This window comes from Streptomyces sp. V3I7, from assembly GCF_030817495.1.
GTDB lineage: Bacteria > Actinomycetota > Actinomycetes > Streptomycetales > Streptomycetaceae > Streptomyces.
Map to the genome: position 1 here is coordinate 2120709 of NZ_JAUSZK010000001.1, position 23715 is coordinate 2144423.

19 protein-coding genes, 4 tRNA genes and 1 CRISPR repeat array are annotated in these 23715 nt (G+C 68.5%); of the genes, 12 read left to right on the forward strand and 11 right to left on the reverse strand.

The window, feature by feature from the left end:
* Positions 1-65: 65 nt before the first annotated feature.
* Genes QFZ74_RS09955 through QFZ74_RS09975 form a run of 5 tightly spaced genes read left to right on the forward strand, consistent with a single transcriptional unit; the run spans position 66 to position 5113 of the window.
* A complete protein-coding gene (locus QFZ74_RS09955; protein ID WP_307620448.1) occupies positions 66-1589 on the forward strand; it encodes a type I-E CRISPR-associated protein Cse1/CasA in 1524 nt (507 codons plus the stop codon).
* A complete protein-coding gene (gene casB, locus QFZ74_RS09960; RefSeq protein WP_307620449.1) occupies positions 1586-2188 on the forward strand; it encodes a type I-E CRISPR-associated protein Cse2/CasB in 603 nt (200 codons plus the stop codon). The genes QFZ74_RS09955 and casB overlap by 4 nt, the downstream gene beginning before the upstream one ends.
* Complete coding sequence (locus QFZ74_RS09965) at positions 2185-3549, forward strand: type I-E CRISPR-associated protein Cas7/Cse4/CasC (RefSeq protein WP_307620450.1); 1365 nt, start codon at positions 2185-2187, stop codon at positions 3547-3549. The genes casB and QFZ74_RS09965 overlap by 4 nt, the downstream gene beginning before the upstream one ends.
* Positions 3546-4406 carry a type I-E CRISPR-associated protein Cas5/CasD gene (gene cas5e / locus QFZ74_RS09970; protein WP_307620451.1) on the forward strand — a complete coding sequence of 287 codons (861 nt, stop codon included), beginning with the start codon at positions 3546-3548 and terminating at the stop codon, positions 4404-4406. The genes QFZ74_RS09965 and cas5e overlap by 4 nt, the downstream gene beginning before the upstream one ends.
* Positions 4403-5113, forward strand: coding sequence for a type I-E CRISPR-associated protein Cas6/Cse3/CasE (locus tag QFZ74_RS09975; protein WP_307620452.1), 711 nt, complete (start codon positions 4403-4405; stop codon positions 5111-5113). Before cas5e ends, QFZ74_RS09975 begins: the two co-directional genes overlap by 4 nt.
* Before the next feature lie 665 nt (positions 5114-5778).
* Positions 5779-6963: a CRISPR direct-repeat array (repeat unit 29 nt; unit sequence CTGCTCCCCGCACGCGCGGGGATGGTCCC).
* Positions 6964-7045: 82 nt separating this feature from the next.
* Here the strand turns inward: QFZ74_RS09975 and QFZ74_RS09980 are convergent.
* The 5 genes from QFZ74_RS09980 to QFZ74_RS10000 form a co-directional block, all read right to left on the reverse strand.
* The gene (locus tag QFZ74_RS09980; RefSeq protein ID WP_307620453.1) at positions 7046-7951 is read right to left on the reverse strand and encodes a ParB N-terminal domain-containing protein; all 906 of its coding nucleotides are present in this window, start codon (positions 7949-7951) and stop codon (positions 7046-7048) included.
* 2 nt (positions 7952-7953) lie between these two features.
* The gene (locus tag QFZ74_RS09985; protein WP_307620454.1) at positions 7954-9288 is read right to left on the reverse strand and encodes a hypothetical protein; all 1335 of its coding nucleotides are present in this window, start codon (positions 9286-9288) and stop codon (positions 7954-7956) included.
* 131 nt (positions 9289-9419) lie between these two features.
* Entirely contained in the window at positions 9420-9833 is a 414-nt protein-coding gene (locus QFZ74_RS09990) for a hypothetical protein (RefSeq protein ID WP_307620455.1), read from the reverse strand.
* A 285-nt stretch (positions 9834-10118) separates the two neighbouring features.
* Positions 10119-11210 carry a ParB/RepB/Spo0J family partition protein gene (locus tag QFZ74_RS09995; protein ID WP_307620456.1) on the reverse strand — a complete coding sequence of 364 codons (1092 nt, stop codon included), beginning with the start codon at positions 11208-11210 and terminating at the stop codon, positions 10119-10121.
* A gap of 422 nt (positions 11211-11632) precedes the next feature.
* On the reverse strand, positions 11633-11806 hold the full coding sequence (locus tag QFZ74_RS10000) for a hypothetical protein (RefSeq protein WP_307620457.1): 174 nt from the start codon (positions 11804-11806) through the stop codon (positions 11633-11635).
* Between the two features lie 261 nt (positions 11807-12067).
* Between QFZ74_RS10000 and QFZ74_RS10005 the strand changes: the two genes are divergently transcribed.
* Together QFZ74_RS10005 and QFZ74_RS10010 are read left to right on the forward strand one after the other, a co-directional pair.
* A complete protein-coding gene (locus QFZ74_RS10005; protein ID WP_307620458.1) occupies positions 12068-12610 on the forward strand; it encodes a hypothetical protein in 543 nt (180 codons plus the stop codon).
* A gap of 213 nt (positions 12611-12823) precedes the next feature.
* Complete coding sequence (locus QFZ74_RS10010) at positions 12824-13426, forward strand: hypothetical protein (protein ID WP_307620459.1); 603 nt, start codon at positions 12824-12826, stop codon at positions 13424-13426.
* Here the strand turns inward: QFZ74_RS10010 and QFZ74_RS10015 are convergent.
* Together QFZ74_RS10015 and QFZ74_RS10020 are read right to left on the reverse strand one after the other, a co-directional pair.
* Entirely contained in the window at positions 13404-14378 is a 975-nt protein-coding gene (locus QFZ74_RS10015; RefSeq protein WP_307620460.1) for a recombinase family protein, read from the reverse strand. The two genes, QFZ74_RS10010 and QFZ74_RS10015, sit on opposite strands and share 23 nt — an antisense overlap.
* Before the next feature lie 106 nt (positions 14379-14484).
* Positions 14485-14751 carry a helix-turn-helix domain-containing protein gene (locus tag QFZ74_RS10020; RefSeq protein ID WP_307620462.1) on the reverse strand — a complete coding sequence of 89 codons (267 nt, stop codon included), beginning with the start codon at positions 14749-14751 and terminating at the stop codon, positions 14485-14487.
* A 152-nt stretch (positions 14752-14903) separates the two neighbouring features.
* On the opposite strand from QFZ74_RS10020, the gene QFZ74_RS10025 reads away from it, so the two are divergent.
* Positions 14904-16787 carry a tyrosine-type recombinase/integrase gene (locus QFZ74_RS10025; protein WP_307620463.1) on the forward strand — a complete coding sequence of 628 codons (1884 nt, stop codon included), beginning with the start codon at positions 14904-14906 and terminating at the stop codon, positions 16785-16787.
* Positions 16788-16934: 147 nt separating this feature from the next.
* Here the strand turns inward: QFZ74_RS10025 and QFZ74_RS10030 are convergent.
* The 4 genes from QFZ74_RS10030 to QFZ74_RS10045 form a co-directional block, all read right to left on the reverse strand.
* A tRNA-Ile gene (locus QFZ74_RS10030) sits at positions 16935-17011 on the reverse strand.
* 177 nt (positions 17012-17188) lie between these two features.
* Positions 17189-17261 (reverse strand) — tRNA-Asn (locus tag QFZ74_RS10035).
* 5 nt (positions 17262-17266) lie between these two features.
* A tRNA-Asn gene (locus QFZ74_RS10040) sits at positions 17267-17339 on the reverse strand.
* 5 nt (positions 17340-17344) lie between these two features.
* A tRNA-Asn gene (locus QFZ74_RS10045) sits at positions 17345-17417 on the reverse strand.
* Positions 17418-17561: 144 nt separating this feature from the next.
* Here QFZ74_RS10045 and QFZ74_RS10050 point away from each other — a divergent pair.
* From QFZ74_RS10050 to QFZ74_RS10065, 4 genes are all read left to right on the forward strand, one after another.
* Positions 17562-17867 carry a YtxH domain-containing protein gene (locus tag QFZ74_RS10050; RefSeq protein WP_307620464.1) on the forward strand — a complete coding sequence of 102 codons (306 nt, stop codon included), beginning with the start codon at positions 17562-17564 and terminating at the stop codon, positions 17865-17867.
* Positions 17868-17972: 105 nt separating this feature from the next.
* A complete protein-coding gene (locus tag QFZ74_RS10055) occupies positions 17973-19424 on the forward strand; it encodes an FGGY family carbohydrate kinase (RefSeq protein ID WP_307620465.1) in 1452 nt (483 codons plus the stop codon).
* 590 nt (positions 19425-20014) lie between these two features.
* Entirely contained in the window at positions 20015-21748 is a 1734-nt protein-coding gene (locus tag QFZ74_RS10060) for an ABC transporter ATP-binding protein (protein ID WP_307620466.1), read from the forward strand.
* Positions 21748-23676, forward strand: a complete 1929-nt coding sequence (locus QFZ74_RS10065) for an ABC transporter ATP-binding protein (protein WP_307620467.1) — start codon at positions 21748-21750, stop codon at positions 23674-23676. Before QFZ74_RS10060 ends, QFZ74_RS10065 begins: the two co-directional genes overlap by 1 nt.
* The last annotated feature ends 39 nt before the right edge of the window (positions 23677-23715 follow it).

Sequence of the window (23715 nt, forward strand, 5' to 3'; positions counted from 1 at the left end):
GTCCTTGCCCAGCACGCTACGGCAACCAACGATGCCCATGAAGAGATTCACCTGAAGGAGGTGACGTGGTTCCGTACTGGGATCCCCGCACCCAAGCCTGCCTGTCGGCACTGACAATGGCCGCTCTGCCCAGCCGCCTCGGCCTCATCGAGACTTTCCAGAAGGCCGACGACCTCCAGGGCGTGGCCGGACGCCACCCCGGCGAGACCCTTGCCATGCTGGAGCTGCTCACAGGCATCGCGTACGCGGCCGACTTCTATCCGGAGACCAGCAGCGAATGGCGGACCTGGGTCACCGGCCGCCGACCGTTCACCGATGTCGCCGACTGGCTCAGGCAGCAACCCGACGAGCAGTGGAACTTCTTCGACCCCGACCGGCCGCTGTACCAGAACGCGCTGCTGGCGCCGTTCATGAGCGAGCACGGCGTCGGCACCTCGCAGATCGTCATGCATCACGTCGGCGACTACGTGCAGCTCTTCGACCGGCACCACCTCCACCACGGCGAGCCCCTCACCGCGGCCGACGCCTTCACGGCCGTCATCACCCAGCACATGTGTGGCCCCGGCGGCCGGGGCATGATCCCCGGCAACCTCCTCGGCGCCGCCCTCAACAACCAGGCCACGTGCCGGGCCGGGCAACGCGTCCACGTCACCGCGCTCGGCCGGACCCTCGGCGACACTCTCCGCCTGAACCTGCACCCCCACGACGGCGACCCCGGCAGCTACAACCACACCTGGACCGACCAGCCGCGCCGCTCCTTCACCGCCAAGCCCACCGCCCGCATCCCCGACGGCCCGGCCGACCTGCACAGCATCTTGGGCCGGTCCGTCCTCACCCGCCCCACCCGGCTGCCCGACGGCAGCTGGGGAGTCGACCGCGTCCTCATGGGAGCCGGCGACATCGTGGACCTCACCCACGCCAGCGCCCTCCAAGACGCCGTGATCGAAAAGAACGCGCCCCTGAAGGCATCCGCCGCGCGCGCCCTGTGGCGAGAGGCCCACTCCCTGTACGCGGCCACTGCACGCCGGGAAAAGGGCATGGACCTCTACGGGCGCCTGGCCCTGCTCCCCGAAGGTCACCGCGTCACCCTGTGGACCGTCGGCCTCCTCGCCAGGCCCGGCAAGCTCATCGCCTGGGTCAATGACGCCTTCCCCTACATTCCCGGCCGCGAGACTGCCCTGCGCCAGGCGTCCGAGGAAGGCTGCGCCATCGCCGAGTACGTTGCCACGGCCCTGGACGCCGCTGCGTACGCCGCCTGGCGGATCGCCTACCCGAACCCGAAGCCGGCCGACAAGCAGAGCCAGTTGGCCCGCTTCAAAGCCGCCGGCGAGCACTTCGCCGCGACCGAACCCCTCTTCCACGAACTCCTCGACGAAGCCGCTGAAGGCATTTCCGTCCCCGAGGCGCTCACCACCTACGCCACCGAGGTCCGCTCGAACGCCGAACGCTTCCTCGCCGCGCGGCTTCGCTCACTGCCCCCCAGCAGCCAGGGCCACAGAGCCTCCACCGAAGCCCGCGAAAAGCTCGAAGAGATCCTCAACAACCCCCGCAAGGCCCCCACGTACCTGCGAACGGAGCAGCCCGCATGACCCTGCCACTGTTCGAGATGTCCGAACCCAGCCCCCCGCCCGACGCCGAACAGAGCACCCCGACCACCGCCGAACCAGCTACCGGACCGGTCCCGTACGTTGCCTGGCTGGGCTACCTCGTGCACACCCACCAGTACGGCAAACTGGCCGACCTCCGACGCCCGGCGACCGCCGAGAATCCCACGCACTTCGAAGCCCGCGCCTACGCCCCCACCGACGAGCACCGGGCCCTCTACCGTCAGATCGGCTTTCTCTTCGCCCGCTACCACGCAGGCAGGACCAGGCCCCACTACGGCCGCGGCAGCATGGGCACCGCGATCCGCGCCATCGGCTACGACGGAGCCCGGGGCCCCTCCAACCCCGGCGCCGAACGCCTCATGATGCGCATCCTTCCGGCCCGGCAGATCCCCTGGCGCCACCTGCAGCACGCCATCGAACGCATCCGCGTCGGCGAGACCACACCGCCCTCCTGGGCTGAGCTCATCACCGACCTCACCAAGTGGACGGAACGCGGACGTCCCACCGCCGAAAAGTGGGGTGACACCTTCTACACCCGCCGCCCCACCACGACCGCCCGCACGAACGGAGCAGCCACATGACCAACCCCACGCCGCAGTACCTGTCCCTGCACGCCCTGGAAACCTTCGCCGCAGCCCTCCCTGTCCGCGACGAGAACGGCCAGCCCAAAGCATTCGTCTACGGCGGCGCCGAACGCACCGCCATCTCTTCCCAGGCCCGCCGCCGAGCCGAACGCACCCACTCACGCCATCGCGCCAATCGAGGCGAAGGCCCCCTCGCCTCCTACAGCAGCGGCAGGCGCACCCGCGAATGGGCCCTGTTCACCCGAGACGCCCTGATCAAGAACCACGACTGGGACTCCGACCAGGCCATCTACGCCGCCAAGGCCGCACTCGAAGGACTCGGCCTGAAGTTCGGCGAGAAGGAATCAACCACCCTCCTCACCAAGGTGCTCCTCTACGCACCCACAGACTCCGGCGACCGGATCGCCGACCACATCAACACCCACGCCGACGCCTTCAACACCTGGCTGACCCAGTACACGGCCGCCAAGGCAGAAGCCGCCGCCAAGGAAGAAGTCAGGAAGAACGCGAAGAAGAACATCCGGAAAAAGACCACCACCGCCGCCGACGACGACGCCGAGCCCGCAACCAAGGACATCAAGGAGGAGAAGGAGCAGGAGATCAAGATCCCGCCCCTGCCCAAGGACCTCCGCACCGGCATCCTCACCGCATTCGCCCCCCGCGACGCCATCGACATCACCGTCTTTGGCCGGTTCCTCGCCGAAGTCGCCGAACTGCGCACCGTTGACGGCGCCGCCCAGCACTCCTGGGCCTTCACCATCGCTCCCGCCGAGCACATCGACGACTTCTATGCCGCCGCCGACGACGCCAAGCTCGAACGCCGCGAGAACGCCCTCGACTTCCTCGACGCCGCCGACAACGCCGGCGCCGGCATGACCGGCTACCAGTCACTCATCTCCGGCACCTTCTACCGCCACGCCGCCCTCGACCGGGACAAACTCCGCGTCAACCTCCGGGCCGCGGGCATGACCGAGGACCAAGCCGACCTCGCCGCCCAGGCCGCCGAAGCCGAATTCATTCAGGCATTCGTGGACGCCGTCCCCCGCGCCAAGGCCAACAGCACCGCATCCACCGGCACCCTGCCCAACCTCGTCCTGGCCCACGAAGGCGCCCGCCCCTACTTCTACGCCGCCGCCTTCCAGACCCAGATCGATGAAGCCTCCGACGGCCCCGCTGCCCTCGCCGGCGCCAAACGCCTCCTCGACCACCACCGCCTCATCACCACCAAGCGCAGCGACGCCACCCCCGGCCGCCTCCTCACCTACGACCTCGACATCCAGAACCTGATCGACCAGCTCACCGCCGACGGCACCCTCCCCGCCTCCGAGGTCGCAACCCTGGAGGAACTCACCGCATGAGCAGCACGACTCCCCGCGCAGGCAGGGAAGTGGCCACGCTTCTCATCCGCCTCGCAGGTCCCCTCCAAGCCTGGGGCACCTCCGGCGCATTCGAACGCCGCGCCACCCACATGCGCCCCACCAAATCCGCAGTCGTCGGCCTCATCGCCGCCGCCCTCGGCTACGACCGCGAAGACCCCCTCGGCCCGCTCACCGAACTCCGCTACGGCGTCCGCGCCGACCGGCCCGGCACCCCCTACCGCGACTTCCACGTAGCCGGCGGCGGCCCCTACCCCCTACGCCCCCGCGACCTCATCACCGACCACCGCCGCGCCGCCAAAGCCACCACCGTGGAAGACATCACCGGCCCCCACTTCGGCCAGCACCACATCGACGGCTGGTACGGAGCCCCCAAGTACATCGAAGCGGACCCCGACACCGGCCACCTGCTCACCGCAGCCAAAGCAGTCCTGCGCAACCCCGCCGTCAGCGAACGCTGGTACCTCGCCGACGCGGCATTCGTCGCCGCCGTCCAACACCACGACACCACCCTCCTGAACACCATCTCCCACCACCTCGAACACCCCCGCCGGCTTCTCTGGCTCGGCCGCAAATCCTGCCCCCCCACCGGCGACCTCTCCGGCGGCGTCCACCCCGGCACCCTCGAACACGTCCTCACCCACACCCCCCTCCTCAAGGAAGCCGACACCCCCCGCCCCTGGGCCTGGATCGACGCACCTCCCGGCGCCCCCCGCGCCGTCCCCATCGACGACCAGCCCGTCACCTTCCACCCCGAGGACCGCGCCCACGCCACCCGCTGGGAAACCCGCACCCGCATCACCCCCACGCCGACCATCGAATGGACGCCCAACCCGTGAGCACACCCACGCGCTTCGTCGCCACCCAAAGTGTCCTCACCCTCGACACCCGCCACCCCGACGTCATCCGCGCCATGAACGACGTCCATGACATGCACCGCCTCGTCATGAGCGGCCACCGGGGCTGGGTGCCCGACGGTGAAACCGACGCCCGCTCACAGATGGGCGTGCTCTCCGCCTGGACCGTCAACCTGCGCACCCAGACCCTCACCCTCATTACCCAGGCCCGCGTCACCCCCGACTGGACACCGGTCCCCCGCGCTGCACTCCTGGAACGCCCCCATCTGATCAGCATCGACCAGACCATCAAGGCCGGCGACACCTACACTTTCCGCGCGTTCATCAACCCCATCCGGTCCGTCATGCCCACTGCCGGAGCGAAGAAGGGCCAACGCGGACGACGCACAGCCAGCATGTCCCCGCACCACGCGTCGGAGTGGTTCACGCAGCGGCTCCAGCCTCAAGGCGAACCCCCCATCGGGCCATCCAGCATCAAGCGCATCGGCGCTGACGCCGACCCGGCCCGCATCACCACTACGATGCTGCCGCCCCTCGTCTCCACAGCCAAAAAGGGCCTCAAAGTCGTCCGAGCCGAAGTCCGCGGCCAGCTCACCGTTACCGATCCGACCACCTTCGCCTGCACACTCACCGAAGGGCTTGGCAAAGCACGCTCCTACGGAGTTGGCCTCGTCCTTGTACGGAAGTAGCATTCCAACCGGCCGGATCAGCCAATTCCGGCCGGACAAATTCTCCGCGCAAGCGAAGATCGGCCAGATGCACACGAAGACATCGACCGATTCCCCGCGCAGGCAGGGACTACAAGCCCAAGGACCTTGACGAGTTCACGGCGTGGCGACGGATGGTCCCGAGTACGGCAACGCGATCCTGCGGACGCGGAACTGTTCACTGCGTCCGCAGGGATGGTTCTACTCCCGGCGTCCAGCAATACACCGGCCTGGCCTGCTCCCCGCACCCGCTGGGGATAGTCCCGGCTTCATCGCCCTCCAGGGCGCCGTCAGCGCATGCTCCCCGGTGCCCGCGGGAATGGTCTCGTCCCGTACGGCCGCTACAAGCGGTTCGACAAGTGCTCCCGCGTCAGCAGGGATGTTCCCATGCTCATTCGGCAGATGGCCGCTCCCCACCCGTGCTCCCCGCACGCGCGGGGATGGTCCCGCCGGGCACACCGTCACCGCGGTCGACGACCTCTGCTCCCCGCACGCGCGGGGATGGTCCCTACAGCGGCGGCAACGGCACGGCGGAGGTGGACTGCTGTCGACGGTCACGTATTTCATTACGTGACGCTCTAGCCCTCGGAAGTGGGGAATTGCGTGACCGCTGACACTGCCGGACAGTCGCCGTTCGCGCACAACGGCTGCTCCCCGCACGCGCGGGGATGGTCCCTGGCAGATGTCCACGCCGCGTGGTGTGCAGGACTGCTCCCTGCACGCGCGGGGATGTCCCCGGAGAACGCCCCCAGTCGCCGGGCTCGCCAGGCTGCTCCCCGCACGCGCGAGGATGGTCCTGGTACGAAGTTGGTGCGCGAACTTCATGTCTGCTGCTCCCCGCACGCGCGGGGATGGTCCCGCCACCTCGTCCACGGCGCCGATGCCGAGCAGCTGCTCCCCGGACGCGCGGGGATGGCCCCACGTGCCGCAGATCGTGCACCCCCGGCCACCACTGCTCCCCGTACGCGCGGGGATGGTCCCGAGCGGAGCCAGCACCCTGCCTTCGAGGGCAGCTGCTCCCCGCACGCGCGGGGATGGTCCCGCCCGACGTGGATGCGGACGGAACCGGCCGGCCTGCTCCCCGCACGCGCGGGGATGGTCCCGATGCCCAGACCGCCGAGGACGGCCAGCGCGACTGCTCCCCGCACACGCGGGGATGGTCCTGACTTCGCGCTGAACAACTGTTGGGCTGCCGGCTGCTCCCCGCACGCGCGGGGATGGTCCCTTGGCGACGGCGATGATGGCCAGCGACCTGACCTGCTCCCGCACGGGCGGGGGTGGTCCCCTGGGCGCCTACCTGCTCGTCAAGGCTCTGTTCTGCTCCCCGCACGGGCGGGAATGGTCCCTCCCGGGCCTTCTGATTTGCTCGGGCTCTGGCCTGCTCCCCGCACGGGCGGGGATGGTCCCTTCTACCTCGGCAGCTCCAGCCTCGCGTCCTTCTGCTCCCCGCACGCGCGGGGATGATCCCGCCGTCACCGGCCTGCTCCGCTTCGGCAACGACTGCTCCCCGCACGCGGGGATGGTCCCGACCCGGACGCCCTCGTTTGCCGACGCGACGGCTGCTCCCCGCACGCGCGGGGATGGTCCCCCGAGGGGAACCTGATGCACAACATGTCCGCCCTGCTCCCCGCACGCGCGAGGATGGTCCCACCACCACGCCGGAGATCTCGGGCTGGCACTCCTGCTCCCCGCACGCGCGGGGATGGTCCCGGCGGAAGGACGGGTTTCTACTGGCGGGGATTCTGCTCCCCGCACGCGCGGGGATGGTCCCCAGCGCATGAGCACCTTCGGCGGCCTGCTCCGCTGCTCCCCGCACGCGCGGGGATGGTCCCCATTTGTTGCGGCGATGCGCCAGCCCTGAGCCACCGAAAGTGAGAGAGATTTATAGTCCCGCGCTCCAGTGGCCTGAGATGCCTATCCCCTCTGATCGGCAAAGACTTCCAGCGCCCGCCACGGCTCGTCCGCTGGCACGGTGCCGTCCTGCACCATCCGGTCGATCGCCCTTCGCACGGCGGCCGCCGTCTCCACGGGTAGATCCCGCACGCCGAACACCGTCTCCAGTGGCGCGGTCCCCGCCCGGGTCGGCTCCCCAGTAGCCCCGTCGAACCAGCCCTCGGCCAACTCCGCCAGGTGATTCTCGAACACCGCGAGCACAACGCCGAGCGCCGTCGCCGAGTTGCCGATCTTGTACGCGGCCCGCGAGGTCTCCAGCGCATCGAGCACCGGCTCGTACTGCTCCAGCCCCGCCACCCACCGCTCATCCGCCGTCGCCGTGGAGCGGGCCGCCTCGAACGCCGCCTCGGCCCGTTCCAGCTCGGCAGGCAGGAACATGAACTGCACGCTGGCGAAGTCGAGATTCGCCTCGCCCAGGGAGGCGACGTCCACCTTCTCCAGCAGGTCAAGAGCCTTGTCGTCCAGGCCCGTGTACTGCCGCCACTCCACCGACTCCAGCTCGTCGTACAGCTCCTTGAGGATCGCCGGATCGTCCTGTCCCGCAATCGCGTTGTGCGAGAGCTGGAGCGCGATCTGCCGCTGCCGGGGCAGCGGCTCGTCTATCTGCATCCACCAGATCGTGGACAGGCCGGCCTCGACCGCGGCGAGCGTGCGGTGGTTCCCGGACAGGACGACCAGCCACCCCGTCTCCCGGTCGTTCCACACCAGCGGCGTCGAGGTCAGGCAGCCGTCGCGCTCGATGTTCGCGACGAGTTGCCGGAACTGCTCGTGAGGCAGGAACCTCGCGTTGTGGTCGAGGAGCGTCAGTGTGCGCGGGTCGCCCTGCACCATCTGCGGCGGGGCGAGCCGGGTGGACTCGGTCTCCATGATCAGACTCCCGTCTTCGTCGTCGGGGCGCCCCACCGCTTCGCCCACATCTGATGGGCCTCGGCCAGCGTGTGCTGGCCCATCGGCCCCTGGTACTGGAGCTGGAACTTCCAGCCCGGCTCGTTCGACGGGCTCCGCTTGTTCAGGCGCAGCAGCCCGCGGTACTTCATCGACACCGGGTTGTTGCTGAACGCGGTCGTCGCCACCCGCCGGATGCGCCGCGAGAACGCCCGCTGGCACAGCAACTGCGTCTCGGCGCTCATGGCCGCCATGACGATCAGCTTCGACAACCGCGGGTACTCCGTCGGCGCGACCGCGAAGTCCGAGAGCACGTAAGCCTCGTCCGGGGTGAACGTGCTCGGCGCCATCGCGAAAACGCCCAGCAACCGACCGCCGCCGTCGCGCACCGCGACCGCCAGGTTCGCCGCGCCCGGAGCGATCCTCGGGTTGAGGTACCGGGAGCGCAGCGCGTTGAACTGGCCGGGCTTGAGCAGCGACAGCCGCAGCGGGCCGACCAGTTCTTCGCCCTCACGCAGGCGCGGGATCTTCACCGGATCGATCGGCTGGCGCGGAGCGACGATCCGCGTCCGGGCCTCGCTGGCGTACACATAGAAGGGAGCGGCGCGCGGCGTCGCCTTGATCACGCCGCGCAGGTACGGCTGGAGCTCGGGCACGCTGTGATTGGAGGCCGTCAGCCAGTACGGCCGGTCGGTGATCGCGCCGAGCACGCTGACCACGTCGTCGTCCGACAGCGGCTCGTACTGCGGCGCGTCCCAGGTGAAGTGGGCTTCCAGCGGCTCGTACAGCTTCTCGTAGCCGCCGCCGTAGAAGGGAGGGAAGGAGCACACGGGAGCGTCGGCAGGGACCTTCTGGAGCCAGGAGCGCACGTCCTCCACCTCGTACGAGGCCAGTTCGACGTCCGAGCCGGACAGCCGCTCCACGGTCTCCGCGTGCTTGGCCTTCCACTGCTCCCGGTAGGAGCGCACCACCCGCTCGTGCCACAGCCCCTCGCGGTCGACGCTGGCGAGGAACCGCGTGCCGAGCATGAGCGTGGCCACGGTGCCGACACCGTCGTCCAAGGAGTCCGCGAGCCAGCCGAGTTCGTCCGCGCTCTCTTCGCGGAGCTGGATGCCGACCGGCTGCTGGGTGAGCCAGCGGCCGACCGCGCTGGTGTAGATGGACACGTCGGAGGAGTGGAGGCCGAAGCCCATGCCGGCCAGGGACCGTTCGATGGTGAAGTTCCCGCAGCATGGGACGTACACCGGGCCGCTCGGCCACAGGCTCGCCGTCTCGCGCACGATCGAGCGCATGGGGCTCGGGATGGTGCCCTGGAACATCTTCGCCTCCCAACGAGCGACAACGCCCGGCCTCGGCGGGGTGCCGGGCCGGTCGCTGCGCTGGAACCTACATCAGGAGCACGCAGCCCCTTGGAATCATGTCACCTATCTCTGGAGCGCGGTTCCGACGCTCACATCAAGGTTCCCTGCTGGTAGTGGCCGTCCCCCATCGGAGACAGCTCCCGCACGTCGTCCCCGGTGCGGTCCTTCCACCACGCCGCGAACGTTCGGCGGTGACACCACAGTCCGGGCTTGGCCAGGTCCTCGAAGCAGAGCAGCACCAGGCGGTGGTCGCCCTCGGCCTCCGCGATCTGCCGGAGCCGCGCCGCGATCCGCTCGGGGCCGAGCTGGTCGAGGTCGCTCCGGAACGCCGCCGTGAACTCCGGCTCGGGCGCGTGGAGATAGTCCCGACGCGGCGCGAGCTCCCGCACCGCATGGGTGAGGGAGTAGGGGAGCTTGAACCGGACACCGCCGAGCGTGATGCGCACCGGCACCCCCTGTGGGGGCTGGAACGCCTGGAACCGGTTGGTGAACAGGGTGAGCACGCTTGCTTCCTTCCTTGCTGCCGATCACCCGGCCGTGGGCATGGAGCCGATGGCCGGGGTCTTGCCGGCCCCGCTCGTACCTGTGAGCAGGGCCGGAGGACACCGGGTCCGCGGGGAGAGCGAAGTCCCTGCGGACCCGGGCCAGATATGACAATTCCAATTCCATGAACATGGATACGGAAAGGAATTCAAATAAAAGCGGGCGCGGCCGGGGCTTCCGGCTGCGCCCACCCCGCCCCCTGGAGAGACGAGGAGGGGCGCGGGCTCCGCCGCGCCCCTCCCGCTCTACTTCGCCACTGCGTCAGCCTTCTTGGCGGGCGCCCGGCGCGCCGTGGGCTTGGCACTCGTGGCCGTCTTCGCTGCGGGCTTGGGTGCCGCCTTCTTCGCCGTCGGCCGCGGCTTGGACGCGGGCTTCTCGGCCTCGGCCTCTTCGGGCTTGGCCTCGGTCTTCTTCGCCGCCGCCTGCTGGACCTCGACAGCCGCCTTGTTGAACGCCTCGACCTGGGCCCGCTGTATGCCCTGCGCCTTGCTCAGCAGGTTCCGCACCATCTGGACCTTGGCGTACAGGCGGCCGACCACCCGCAGGTGGCGGGCGAGGTCGTCACCGAGGATGACGGCCAGATCTTCGGGCTTCGTCTCGGCCAGCTCCTCCAGCAGCGGGATCAGGACCTCTTCCGCCTTGCCGAGCCCGTCCTTCGTCTTGGCCTTGGCCTTCTTCTGCTTCTCCTGCTGCTCAGCCGTCGGGACCTCCTCGCCGGTGAGCGAGGTCTGGGCCTCCATCATCTTGAGGCCGTTGGCGAAGTGCTGCGCCTCGGCCTCGCTGTCGAAGTCGCCGCGCACGTAGCGCATGGCCGCCACCATCTGGTTAGCCGGGTTGAGCTGGGCGATGTGCCAGGCCAGGTTGTTCTTGATCTGGCCCTTGTCGACCAGCTCGGCGACCTCGGGGCGCAGGGTGAGCAGGCCCAGCCGCCAGGTGATGTGCGTTTCGGTCTTGCCGAACTGCTTGGCGATCTTGAGCGGCGCCCAGCCGGCCGCCTTGAGGTCGGCATAGGCGCCCGCCTCTTCCATGATCGTCATGTCCGAGCGGTTCACGTTCTCGGCGATGCTGAGAACGTACGCCTCCTCGTCGGTGGCGCCCTCGATCACCTTGGCCGGGATGACCTCCAGACCGGCCGCGCTACAGGCACGCCACCGGCGCTCGCCCGCGATCAGCATGTAGGGCACCTCAGCCCCCTCTACGGGGCGAACAACGACCGGCTGAAGAAGGCCGTTCCCCTTGATGCTGGCCGTCAGCTCCTCGTGCTGTGCCTCGTCGAAGAACTTGCGAGGCTGGTCGGGGTTCGGGGCGATTTCCTTGACCTTGAGGTTTGCGAACACTTTCCCGCGCCTTTCTCGAATTCCAGGAGAGCCGTCCTTTTTGGCTTTCCCTTTATTGTTGTACTTATATCTTATTCGCATACATCTCTAAAGCAAGGGGGAATGCATATTGATTTCTGGATTTAAATTCCGGAATTCCGCAGCGGTCTCAATGAATGCAGCACCCAGAACACGGCGAGCCCGCCGCGACCTCATGGTCGCGACGGGCTCTGATCCCATCTCGCACCCCGGCGGCCACGCTGACGCGGCCAACTCCTCGCGAGTGGGGCGCGGGGGGGGTCGACCACCCGCGAGGAGTAGGGAAGAACGCCGCTTGCACGACGCACCGGGCGGGATCCTGCGGCTGCCGTACCCGCCCGGCACGCCACAACGTACAGCAGCGTCTTAACAATGTCACCTATCTAGACCGACGGTCGACACCGTCAACCACTCGCACCCCCCACCCCCTGCGACTCCTGCGCGTCCCGCGACATGAGCGCCTGCCACTCCAATACCTTGCGCGCCTCCCCCCGTGCCGCCAGGCCACCAGAGCCGCGCACCACTCGCGGAGGCAACTTCGCCAACTCCTCGATCCGCCGCTCGTCAAGCTCGGACATGCGATTCCCTCCGTGACCGGCTGCACGCCGATGCCGCTCGCCCTGACACACCCCTCGGCGCGCTCACCCTGAGGGCGAGCAGGAGCGCGTACCGATGCCCCGTCTGCATGGTCATGCGAACCGAGAAAGTGTTCGACAAACCTTATAACCCCTCCCACCTGCGGGGTACTGTTGGTTCCAGGAGATCGTTACCGGCTGGTCACCTGCGGGGAGCATGCGGTACGGCCACGGAAGCATGCGGTACGACCACGGAAGACAGACATGGCAGAAGCGCACGACCAGGCCGACCAGCTTGGCCTGGGAGCCAAGTTGCTCGCCCTGCTCCGGTTGCGCCGTGATCCGGACGGCTACATCCCCAGCGCGCGGGATGTCTCTGCGGCCACCAGGCAAGGAGGGCAAGCCAAGCCCAACCTCTCCCATGGTCAAGCCAGCAGTCTGATGAACGGCACGAGTTGCAACCCCACAGCAGCTACGATCGCCGCTCTCGCTCAGGCCCTGGGCGCGCCGGCTGCGTTCCTGCTGCCTGGCTCGGAGTGGGACGACCTCACCGCGCTCACCGTGTATGCGACGCATCCCGAGGCTCGACAGGCCCTCCGCTTAATGCACGGGCTAGAAGTGCAGGACATTGCTGAAATCAACTCCATGCTCCTGGAGAAACGTCGGCGGGTTGGTCTGTCCGAGGACGTCCCGTCGATCCCCCCACCTCCCCCTGGCGTCGATCAGCCCCGAGAGGGCCGGCCACGCCGGTGGTTGAGCATGAACGAAGCCGCTGAGAGGGCAGCGGCTGACTTGGAAGGACGTTGAGAAGTGGACGCCCCCTTCTTTAGCGCGAGCGCCCTACTGATCGCACTCACGACAGCCACATACATGGTCTGTACGCCCCCGCCTCAACGACACGAACCGTTCTACACGGCTCGCCGCGCCCGGGTCTGGGTCTTTGCCACCGGTTTCCTCGCTACGTTCTTCTTGGTCCCCCAAGTCGCCGTGGCCGTAGACGCGGTGGTTGGACGTGCGGGAATGAGCACCTTGGTCTCGGATCTCGCCAGCGTTGTGACCATCGTCAGCCTGCAGATCGTGACGGTGAACTGGACACGTCCGTCGGCTCTCGTCGGCAGAGCCGTTGCAGGCCTTACCTGCGTTGCCGGTTGCATGATGGCGATCGCAGCAGCCGAGTTTCAGCTCACCCGCGCTTCCTCCGCAGAGCTGGCCTCAGTGTCCCCCAGGTCCCATCAGGCGGCGATCTACATCCTGACCCACGTCTGCTTTCTAGCCGTCATGGCGACCACCGTCAGCGTTCGTTATGCCCTGCTGGCCCGCGCCGCGTGGCCACGTCGGCCGATCACGGCCACCGGTCTGACGATCACCACGCTGGGGGCCCTCTGTGGCATGGTCTACGCGATGGGCCGCGTGGGAACCACCGCCGCCCACCTTGCAGGCGCGGTATGGCCCCCCACTGTGGAAACCCACCTGTTGCCTGTGACAGGTTCACTGGCGGCGCTCTTCGTGGCTCTTGGACTCACGCTGCCCACGATCGCTCAGCAGATCGCCCTGCCGCTCCGCCGGTCGGCGAACGGGAAGATGCTCAAGGGTAATGCCGTTAGGCGGGTTGTCCGTCTGTAGACATCGCGTCCCACACGCGCCACTTCAGGGCCACCCGGTCTGCGTCCACGGTGCGCGTGCCCCTGGACGCGGCCGGGTAGACCGCGATCTGCTCCAGGAGCAGGACGAGAACGCCCCGCTTCGCGGCCATGGGGGCGTGCTTCCACCATCGGATGAGGTCGGGAATGTCACCGACGGGAACATGCTTGACCTGCTCCAGGAAGAGCGCCTGCGTGGACTTCTCCCGCGCAGCCTTGGCCAGTTCCTTGTCGGCTGCCGTGAATGCCGTCAGCGACAGCCCGCCCTGGGCGTAGCTCTCGCCGAGCTCCTTTTGCCTGGTGCCGGCGGTGGCGGCTTCCTGGCGCAGCTGTGCCGCTTGGGCGAGTAGTTCCTCGCGGGCCTGCCCGATCAGTGCAGCGACCTCAGGCTTGGCGAGCTCTGCCAGAACATGTTCGGCGAGGTAGTTCTCCAGCAGATCGGCGTTGATGCGCACCTTGCCGCACCCGCCCGGGTGCTGGGCTGTACTCGGGGCGCAGCGATGCCCACGGCTGCCCACGTTCGACGGCGACGCGCTTAGGGTGCTGCTGCACAGACCGCACACGCCCAGCACCCCAGTGACGAGGTACTCGCGGGCAGGGGCGCGTTGAGCGTCGGGGACGTTGGACTGGCGGAGTGCGCGAATGGCCGCGAAGTCCTTGGGGGGGATGATCGCCGGGCCACCGGTCTCGACGAGTTCGCCGTTCTCATCCTCGGCCAGTCCGGCGATGGCCGGATGGTCGAGGATGTTGGCCAGGACGTCGGGCTTGAAGGGGTTGCCGCGCGTCGTGCGGTACCCCTCGGCGTTCACCCACTCGCAGATGGCTGGCCAGCTCTGCTTGAGCAGGCGCCGCGAGGCCGCCTGCCTGATCCCTTCCGCCTCGCTCTCGCGTACGCGACGGAACGCCGTGTCCTCAAAGCCGTACAGCCTCGGCATACTCTCGCCCTCCTGCCGACCCCCTTACATCCACCAGTTTACCGAAGATAGGTCACAGTGTTGATGAAAGTGCGAACACATCAGCCACGCGCATAACCGTCTTCGATCACACCTCAGCCTCTACCCCACGTCGGGGCTCGATGCCGAGAAGCCTCCACAGCTCGGCCGTCGGTACGCGCACAGTGCGCCCGAGCGGGAGCGTGCGAACGGGGAACCGGCCCGACCGCACCAGCTCGTAGGCCTTGTCGCGGCCAATACCCAGAGCACGCCCGGCAGTCGTCACGTTGACCGTGGCTGGAAGAGACAGAAGCTCCTCAAGCCCCATCGCTCCGGCCTCGGCTTGCGCCTGCGCGTCCACTTCCTGAACAGCCATCTCGTTGGTCGCCTTCTCCCCCGCGCCAACTTGTAAACGACTTTACAGCAGTGTCCGACAGCCCCGGCAGGATCAAGAGAGATCACGCCACAGGCGTGCACAGACGTAGGCACAACCGACTGGCTGCACGTCAGTCGCCCGCAGGGGGCCAGATGTTCGAGCCGAGTTACTACCGACGATGCCAGTGCAAGGGGCCGCTCAAGGACAAGGACGGCAAACCCAAGCTCAACACTGACGGCTCCCCAAAGATCGGCTCCATCGGCACCACGTGCCCAAAGCTGGGCCCGAAACACGGCACGTGGGCCTTCTACTTCGAGCTGGAACCCGACGAGAACGGTCACCGACAGCGCATCCGCCGCGGTGGCTTCACCAAGAAGGACGACGCCAAGAAGAAGGCGAAGGAACTCTACGACGCCGCCATGGCCGGCACCGATGTGCTGTCCGACGAGAAATGCGGAGACTTCTTCCTCCGCTGGATCAGAGCGAAGAAGTCCCTAGCCCGCACCACCCGCCACGGCTACGAGGAGCACCTCGCCAACTACCTCATCCCCTACCTCGGGCACATCAAGCGCCGCGACCTCAAAGTCCGCCACCTCGACCGCATGTACGACGCGATCGAGAAAAAGAACGCCGAAAGGGTCCTCCACCGCCTCCGCGTAGACCAGCTCCAGAGCCAGCGCGACACCGCCCACCGGGCCTGGGTGAAGGCTGCTGGAAAGGCAGGGGAGCGCCGCGCCGCCCGCCGGGCGTTCCTCGACGCGAACGCGGCACTCCGCGAAGGAAGGAAAGGGCTGCGCAAGGTGACCTCCGCAGCCACCATGCACCGCATCAACGACACCCTCTCCTCGGCCCTCTCCTGGGGCATCAAGAGCGAGCAGGCCTTCGCCAAGAACTGGGCACAATTCGTCGAGCTACCCTCAGCCACCCGACCGAAGCCGATCGTCTGGACACCCGAACGCATCGAACACTGGAAGCGCACGGGCGAGAAGCCCGGACCGGTCATGGTCTGGACTCCGGAGTTGACCGGCCAGTTCCTCGACTTCGTCAAAGGCGACTGGCTCTACGAGCTCTGGCACTCGTTCATCTTCCTCGGCCCCCGCCGCGGCGAAATGGCCGCGCTGCCCTGGACGGATGTCAGCACTGACGCGCTCTGGCTACGGGTCTCCCAGCAGGTCGTAGAGGTCGCCTACCAGTTGTACGACGAAGCACCGAAGGCCGACAGCGTCCGCACGCTCTCGCTGAGCTTGGAGTCGGGCGACAACCTGGTCGCCTTTCGAGCCAAGCAGGAGCGCGAGCGCCAGGAGTGGGGCGACGCCTATGTCGAGACCGGCCGCGTGTGGACACACGAGAACGGCGGCGCCCTCCACCCCGACTGGATATCCCGACGCTTCACCCGCCTCGTGGAGCTATCCGGACTGCCCCCGGTCCGCCTTCACGATCTGCGACACCTCGCCGCCACCCTGTCCCTACTCGCCGGGAATGACATCAAGGTGGTCCAAGAGAAGCTGGGCCACTCCTCACGCCAGATCACCTCGGACACCTACACCAGCGTGCTGCCCGAGATGATGCGCGCCGAAGCCGAATCGGTCATGGCCGTCGTCCCTCGCGACATCGCCTTCGACGTACGCACACCACTGAAGCTTCCCGAGACAGCCTGGCAGGACGGCCTAGCCGTCCTCGTGGCCCATGGCGCACGCCAGTCGGCCGGCACCTGGGCCGTGGGAGCCCAAACCCGACCGGACGCCGATCTTCTCGGCATGATCACGCTCGCCGCCCGAGGACAGGACGACGCCGCCAACGCAGCCGTGAAGTGGATACGCGACCACTGCGCCGCGAACGACCTGGAGTTGGTGCGGGTCGAGAACTTCAACGACCGCTACCCAGAGGAGCAGCGAGCGGACTTCTCACTCACGCGCTTCACCCTCGGCGGCGCCGACACCCCCGGACCAGAGGGCTGGGCACTGCCGACGGGCCTGCCGCCCGCACCTACGCGGGCCGCCCGCCGGTCGCACGCTAGGGGCCAGCAGGCCGCCTGAACGCCTCCCTGTCCACTGATCCAGCCCTGCGTCCACTACGCGTCCACTGGATCTTGATCTGAACAGACGAACGGGGGTCGCCACTTTCGAGTGGCGACCCCCGTTCTCACGTTTCCGCAGGTCACATCGTTTCTGCACGATGCTTGGTGGTGGGGCGGGTGGGACTCGAACCCACGGCCGACGGATTATGAGTCCGCTGCTCTAACCGGCTGAGCTACCGCCCCATAGCGGCGTGTCGCGTACAAGTGTGCGCGCCGTCTGCCGCAGCATAGCCGCTCATACGATCTCCTGCTTCGGATGGTCGGCTTCCGCGGTCCTTCATGACCTTGAGGACTGCGCCGAGGGCGCGGCGGTTCCGCCGGACATGAAAAAGGACCCCTGAGGGGCCCTCGTTCAACAAGCTCCCCCGACTGGACTCGAACCAGTAACCTGCCGGTTAACAGCCGGCTGCTCTGCCAATTGAGCTACGGAGGACCGAGCTCCCCCGACTGGACTCGAACCAGTAACCTGCCGGTTAACAGCCGGCTGCTCTGCCAATTGAGCTACGGAGGACCGAGCTCCCCCGACTGGACTCGAACCAGTAACCTGCCGGTTAACAGCCGGCTGCTCTGCCAATTGAGCTACGGAGGAATGCCTCGTTGCATCGAACGTACCTACCTGGGCATTCGCCAGGGGGCGCTCGCTCGCTGCGACACATACATTAGCGCAAGCAGGGGGGTGCTCCGCCAATCGGTACCCCCCTGCCCCGCTCCTACGTCAGGAAAGGTGGCCGCCATGCGCTACCGGCTCACGTTCGTCGCCGGACTCGCCGTGGGGTACGTACTGGGCACGAGGGCCGGACGCGAGCGCTACGAGCAGCTCAAGAAGTCCGCCCGGCGGATCGCCGAGAACCCCACCGTCCGCAACACCGCCGAGGCCGCCGCCCTCCAGGGCCGCCGCTTCGCGGGCAGCGCGCTGCACATGGTGGGCGGCAAGGTGACCGACCACCTCCCGCACTCGGTGACCCGACGCGTCCACTCCCTCCGCGACCGGACCCCGGACCGCCCTTACGAGGACGACTGGGGCACGAGCAACACCTAGCGGCGCCCGTTCAGCACCGGTGACGACCCCGCACCCACCGAACAACCCCCACCCTCACACCGCTCATGGCCAAAGCAGGCGCAGCGCTACGGCAGAATCTGAGTCATGGGGATAGTCGCCGGGTTGGACAGTTCGCCCGATTTCACACGCATCGTCGTCTGTGACGCGGACACCGGAGCCGTCATCCGGCAGGGCTACGCGCCGCACCCGCTGGAGAACGCCGACGGCGGGCGCCCCTCCGACGTCGATCCGCAGGCGTGGCTGCTGTCCCTGGGCGAGGCGGCCGGCGGCGGGCTGCTGGAGGGCGTGCAGGCCATCGGCGTCTCCGCGCAGGCGAACGCGCTGGTCCCGCTCGACGCGCAGGGCAACACCGTGCGCCCGGCCATGACCGGCGGCGACAAGCGGGCGCAGGTCGCGGCGGCCGACCTGATCGACGGGCTCGGCGGGCGCGAGGCGTGGGCGCAGGCGGTGGGCTGTGTGCCGCAGGCCGCCCAGCCGGTGACCAAGCTGCGCTGGTACGCCAGGAGCGAACCCGAGAACGCCCAGCGCACCGCCGGCCTGCTCCAGGCCCACGACTGGCTGGTGTGGCAGCTGCTCGGCCGCCCGGTCCGGCGCACCACCGACCGCGGGGGCGCCTCCGGCACCGGGTACTGGTCCGCGGGCACCGGCTCCTACCGGCCCGACCTGATCGAGCTGGCACTGGGTCACCAGGCCATGCTCCCCGAGGTGCTCGGCCCGTCGGACGCGGCCGGTACGACGCCCGAGGGTCTGCTGATCTCTGCCGGGACGGGGGAGACGATGGCCGCCGCCTTCGGGCTCGGGATCGGGCTCGGGGACGCGGTCGTGTCCCTCGGGGCGTCCGGGTCCGTGATGGCCGTGCACCCCGAGGCGCTCGCCGACCAGAGCGGGATGATCACGTCCCTGGCCGACGCGACCGGCATGCACCTGCCCGTCGTCACCACCCTGAACGCCGTACGGACCCTGCGGGGTACGGCTGAACTCCTCGGGCTGCCCGACCTGGAGAGCCTGTCCGAGCTGGCCATGAAGTCCACCCCCGGCTCGCACGGGCTGGTGCTGCTGCCCTACCTGGAGGGCGAGCGCACGCCGAACCTGCCGCACACCGCCGGGACGCTGGCCGGGCTGCGCCGGGAGTCGATGAAGCCGCAGCACCTCGCGCGGGCCGCCTTCGAGGGCATGCTGTGCGGGCTCGGGGACGCCCTGGACGTGCTGCGCGGCCGGGGCGTGGAGGTGCGGCGGGTGTTCCTGCTCGGGCCGGCCGCCGAGCTGCCCGCCGTACAGGCCGCCGCGCCCGCCCTCTTCGGCGCCCAGGTCGTCGTACCGCAGCCCGCCGACTACGCCGCGATCGGCGCCGCCCGGCAGGCCGCCTGGGCGGTCGGCGCCTCCCAGGGCACCCTCGACCCGCGCATCCCTCCGGTGTGGCCGGCCCCCGCGGCGCAGTACCTGGACCCGGGCGACGAGCTCGCGGTCGGCCAGGCGGTGCGCCAGCAGTTCACGGCGGTGCGGGAGCAGACGCACCCGGGAGCGTTCGGGGCGTAGGACGGACGACGGAGGGCGTAGGGCCGGGGCCGTCCAAGGGCACGCCCTTGGACCACTGGGGGTTGGGGTTGGTTGGCTTAATCGGTTGAGTTGACGTGCTTCCTGGTCTGCGGTCCAGGGATTCTGGCCTGGGCCGTCCGACCCTTCCGGGGGCTTCCTGCTTCACCCCGCTGTGCGGGCACGTGTGCCCGTCTTACCTGCGCTCCACAGGCGTTTGGCGTCTCCGCCCGTCCGGCGGCGACGATACGGCGTCCTTCGATCAGGACGTTGCGTGCTGCGTTGTGGTCGCGGTCGTGCACGGTGCCACATGCTCGGCATCCGGATAGGCCCGGAAGTTGTAGCGGAGCCGCATGACCAAGACGCTAGCAACGGTTGATCTCATAGATGTACAGAACGACAAAAGTCGTGGCAGACGTATCGTTTCGGCGCTACACGCGCACTTGACCTTCGCGACGAAGCACCGGCGCGAGGCAGCCAAAACGCCCGCTCTGAAAGGACTTTCTGCAAGAGTCCGTAACACCGGTGGAGTGCCCGACGATAGGGGCCAGGGGACATCGACCGACCCCACCGCCGACTCCGAGAGACGTAGCGTGCTCATACGACTTCTGCGGACCTGCCTCAGGCCCTACAAGAAACCCATAGCTCTCCTGGTGCTGCTGCAGCTCCTCCAGACCTGCGCCACCCTCTACCTGCCCACCCTGAACGCCGACATCATCGACAACGGTGTCATGAAGGGTGACACGGGGTACATCCTGTCCTTCGGCGCGCTGATGATCGGCGTCTCGCTGGTGCAGGTCGTCTGCAACATCGGCGCCGTGTACTTCGGCGCCCGGACCGCCTCGGCGCTCGGCCGGGACGTCCGGGCCGCGGTGTTCGACCGTGTGCAGTCCTTCTCCGCGCGCGAGGTGGGTCACTTCGGGGCGCCCTCCCTCATCACGCGGACGACCAACGACGTCCAGCAGATCCAGATGCTGGTCCTGATGACGTTCACGCTGATGGTGTCGGCGCCCATCATGTGCGTCGGCGGCATCGTCCTGGCGCTCGGCCTCGACGTACCCCTGTCCGGGGTGCTGGTGGCGGTGGTGCCGGTGCTGGGGATCTGCGTGACGCTGATCGTGCGGCGGCTGCGCCCGCTGTTCCGGACCATGCAGGTGCGCCTGGACACGGTGAACCGGGTGCTGCGCGAGCAGATCACCGGCAACCGGGTCATCCGCGCCTTCGTGCGCGACGAGTACGAGCAGCGCCGGTTCGGCAGGGCCAACGCCGACCTCACCGAGATGCAGCTGGCCAGCGGCAACATGCTCGCGCTGATGTTCCCGATCGTGATGACGGTGGTGAACCTGTCGTCGATCGCGGTGGTGTGGTTCGGCGCACACCGCATCGACAGCGGCGGCATGGCGATCGGCGACCTGACGGCGTTCCTCGCCTATCTGATGCAGATCGTCATGTCCGTGATGATGGCCACCTTCATGTTCATGATGGTGCCGCGCGCGGAGGTCTGCGCCGAGCGCGTCCAGGAGGTCCTGGACACCGAATCCAGCGTCGTGCCGCCCGCCGCTCCCGTCACCGAGCTGCGCCGCCACGGCCATCTGGAGATCCGCGGCGCCGGGTTCCGCTACCCGGGTGCCGAGGAGCCCGTGCTGAAGGCCGTCGACCTGGTGGCCCGGCCGGGTGAGACCACCGCCGTGATCGGCTCGACCGGCAGCGGCAAGTCGACGCTGCTCGGGCTGGTCCCGCGGCTGTTCGACGCGACCGACGGCGAGGTGCTCGTGGACGGCGTCGACGTGGCGAGCGTCGAGCCGGAGCTGCTCGCGCGGACGGTCGGCCTGGTGCCGCAGAGGCCGTATCTGTTCGCGGGCACGGTGGCCACCAACCTGCGCTACGGCAATCCGGACGCGACCGACGAGGAGCTGTGGCACGCGCTGGAGGTGGCGCAGGCCAAGGACTTCGTGGAGCGGCTGGAGGGCGGGCTGAACGCGCCGATCGCCCAGGGGGGTACGAACGTGTCCGGAGGTCAGCGGCAGCGGCTCGCCATCGCCCGCACCCTCGTGCAGCGCCCGGAGATCTACCTGTTCGACGACTCCTTCTCCGCCCTCGACTACGCCACGGACGCGGCCCTGCGCGGCGCGCTCGCCGCGGAGACCGCCGAGGCCACGGTCGTGATCGTCGCCCAGCGCGTGGCGACCATCCGGGACGCCGACCGGATCGTGGTCCTGGACGAGGGCCGGATCGTCGGCACCGGCCGCCACCACGAGCTGATGGCGGACAACGAGACCTACCGGGAGATCGTGCTCTCCCAGCTGACGGAAGCGGAGGCTGCCTGATGGCCGGTCCCATGGGACGGATGATGGCCGGCGGCGGCCCCGACCAGCGCTCGATGGACTTCAAGGGCTCGGGCAAGCGGCTTCTCGCCCGGTTCCGCCCCGAGCGCGTGACGATCTACGTGCTGCTCACCTGCGTCGTCGTCAGCGTCGGGCTGAGCGTGATCGGGCCGAAGATCCTCGGCAGGGCCACCGACCTGGTCTTCGCCGGCATCGTCGGCCGGCGGATGCCGGAGGGAGCCACCAAGGAGCAGGTGCTGGCGTCGATGCGCGAGCACGGCCAGGGCGCCATCGCGGACATGCTCCGCAGCACCGACTTCACCCCGGGCAAGGGCATCGACTTCGGTGCCGTCGGCAGCGTGCTGCTGCTGGCGCTCGGCACCTTCCTGGTCGCCGGTCTGTCGATGGCGGTGGCGACCCGGCTGGTGAACCGGACCGTCAACCGCACGATGTACCGGATGCGCGAGGACGTACAGACGAAGCTGTCGCGGCTGCCGCTGTCGTACTTCGACAAGCGCCAGCGCGGGGAGGTGCTCTCGCGGGCGACGAACGACATCGACAACATCGGCCAGACGCTCCAGCAGTCGATGGGCCAGCTGATCAACGCGGTGCTGACCGTCATCGGCGTGCTCGCGATGATGTTCTACGTCTCCTGGATCCTGGCGCTGGTCGCGCTCGTCACCGTGCCGCTGTCGTTCGTCGTCGCCACCCGCATCGGCAAGCGCTCGCAGCCGCACTTCGTGGCGCAGTGGCGCACCACCGGCAAGCTGAACGCGCACATCGAGGAGATGTACACCGGGCACACCCTGGTGAAGGTGTTCGGCCGCCAGGAGCAGTCGGCGGCACAGTTCGCCGAGGAGAACGACGCGCTGTACGAGGCCGGGTTCAGGGCGCAGTTCAACAGTGGGATGATGCAGCCGCTGATGATGTTCGTGTCGAACATCAACTACGTGCTGGTGGCCGTGGTCGGCGGTCTGCGGGTCGCCTCCGGTTCCCTGTCCATCGGTGATGTGCAGGCCTTCATCCAGTACTCGCGGCAGTTCTCGATGCCGCTGACGCAGATCGCCTCGATGGCGAACCTGGTGCAGTCCGGCGTCGCCTCGGCCGAGCGGATCTTCGAACTCCTGGACGCGGAGGAGCAGGAGGCGGATCCGGTGCCCGCCGAGCGGCCGGCCGAGCTGCGCGGGCGGGTGGCGCTGGAGGGCGTGTCCTTCCGGTACGACCCGGAGAAGCCGCTGATCGAGGACTTGTCGCTGAAGGTCGAGCCCGGTCACACAGTGGCGATCGTCGGCCCGACCGGCGCGGGCAAGACCACGCTGGTCAACCTGCTGATGCGGTTCTACGAGGTCTCCGGCGGCCGGATCACGCTCGACGGCGTCGACGTCGCGCGGATGTCCCGGGACGAACTGCGCGCCGGGATCGGCATGGTGCTCCAGGACACCTGGCTGTTCGGCGGCACCATCGCGGAGAACATCGCGTACGGCGCCTCACGGGATGTCACGCGGGGCGAGATCGAGGAGGCCGCGCGGGCCGCGCACGCCGACCGGTTCGTGCGGACGCTGCCCGACGGCTACGACACGGTGATCGACGACGAGGGCACGGGGGTGAGCGCCGGTGAGAAGCAGCTCATCACCATCGCGCGGGCGTTCCTGTCCGACCCGGTGATCCTGGTGCTGGACGAGGCGACCAGCTCGGTCGACACCCGGACCGAGGTGCTGATCCAGAAGGCGATGGCCAAACTGGCGCACGGGCGCACGTCGTTCGTCATCGCGCATCGGCTCTCCACCATCCGGGACGCCGACACGATCCTGGTGATGGAGAACGGTTCGATCGTCGAACAGGGCACGCACACCGACCTGTTGGCGGCCGACGGTGCGTACGCGCGGCTGTACAAGGCGCAGTTCGCGGAGGCGGTCGCCGAGGTCGACTGACGTCCGCCGTCGCCGGGGGCCGTCCTTCGGGGCGGCCCC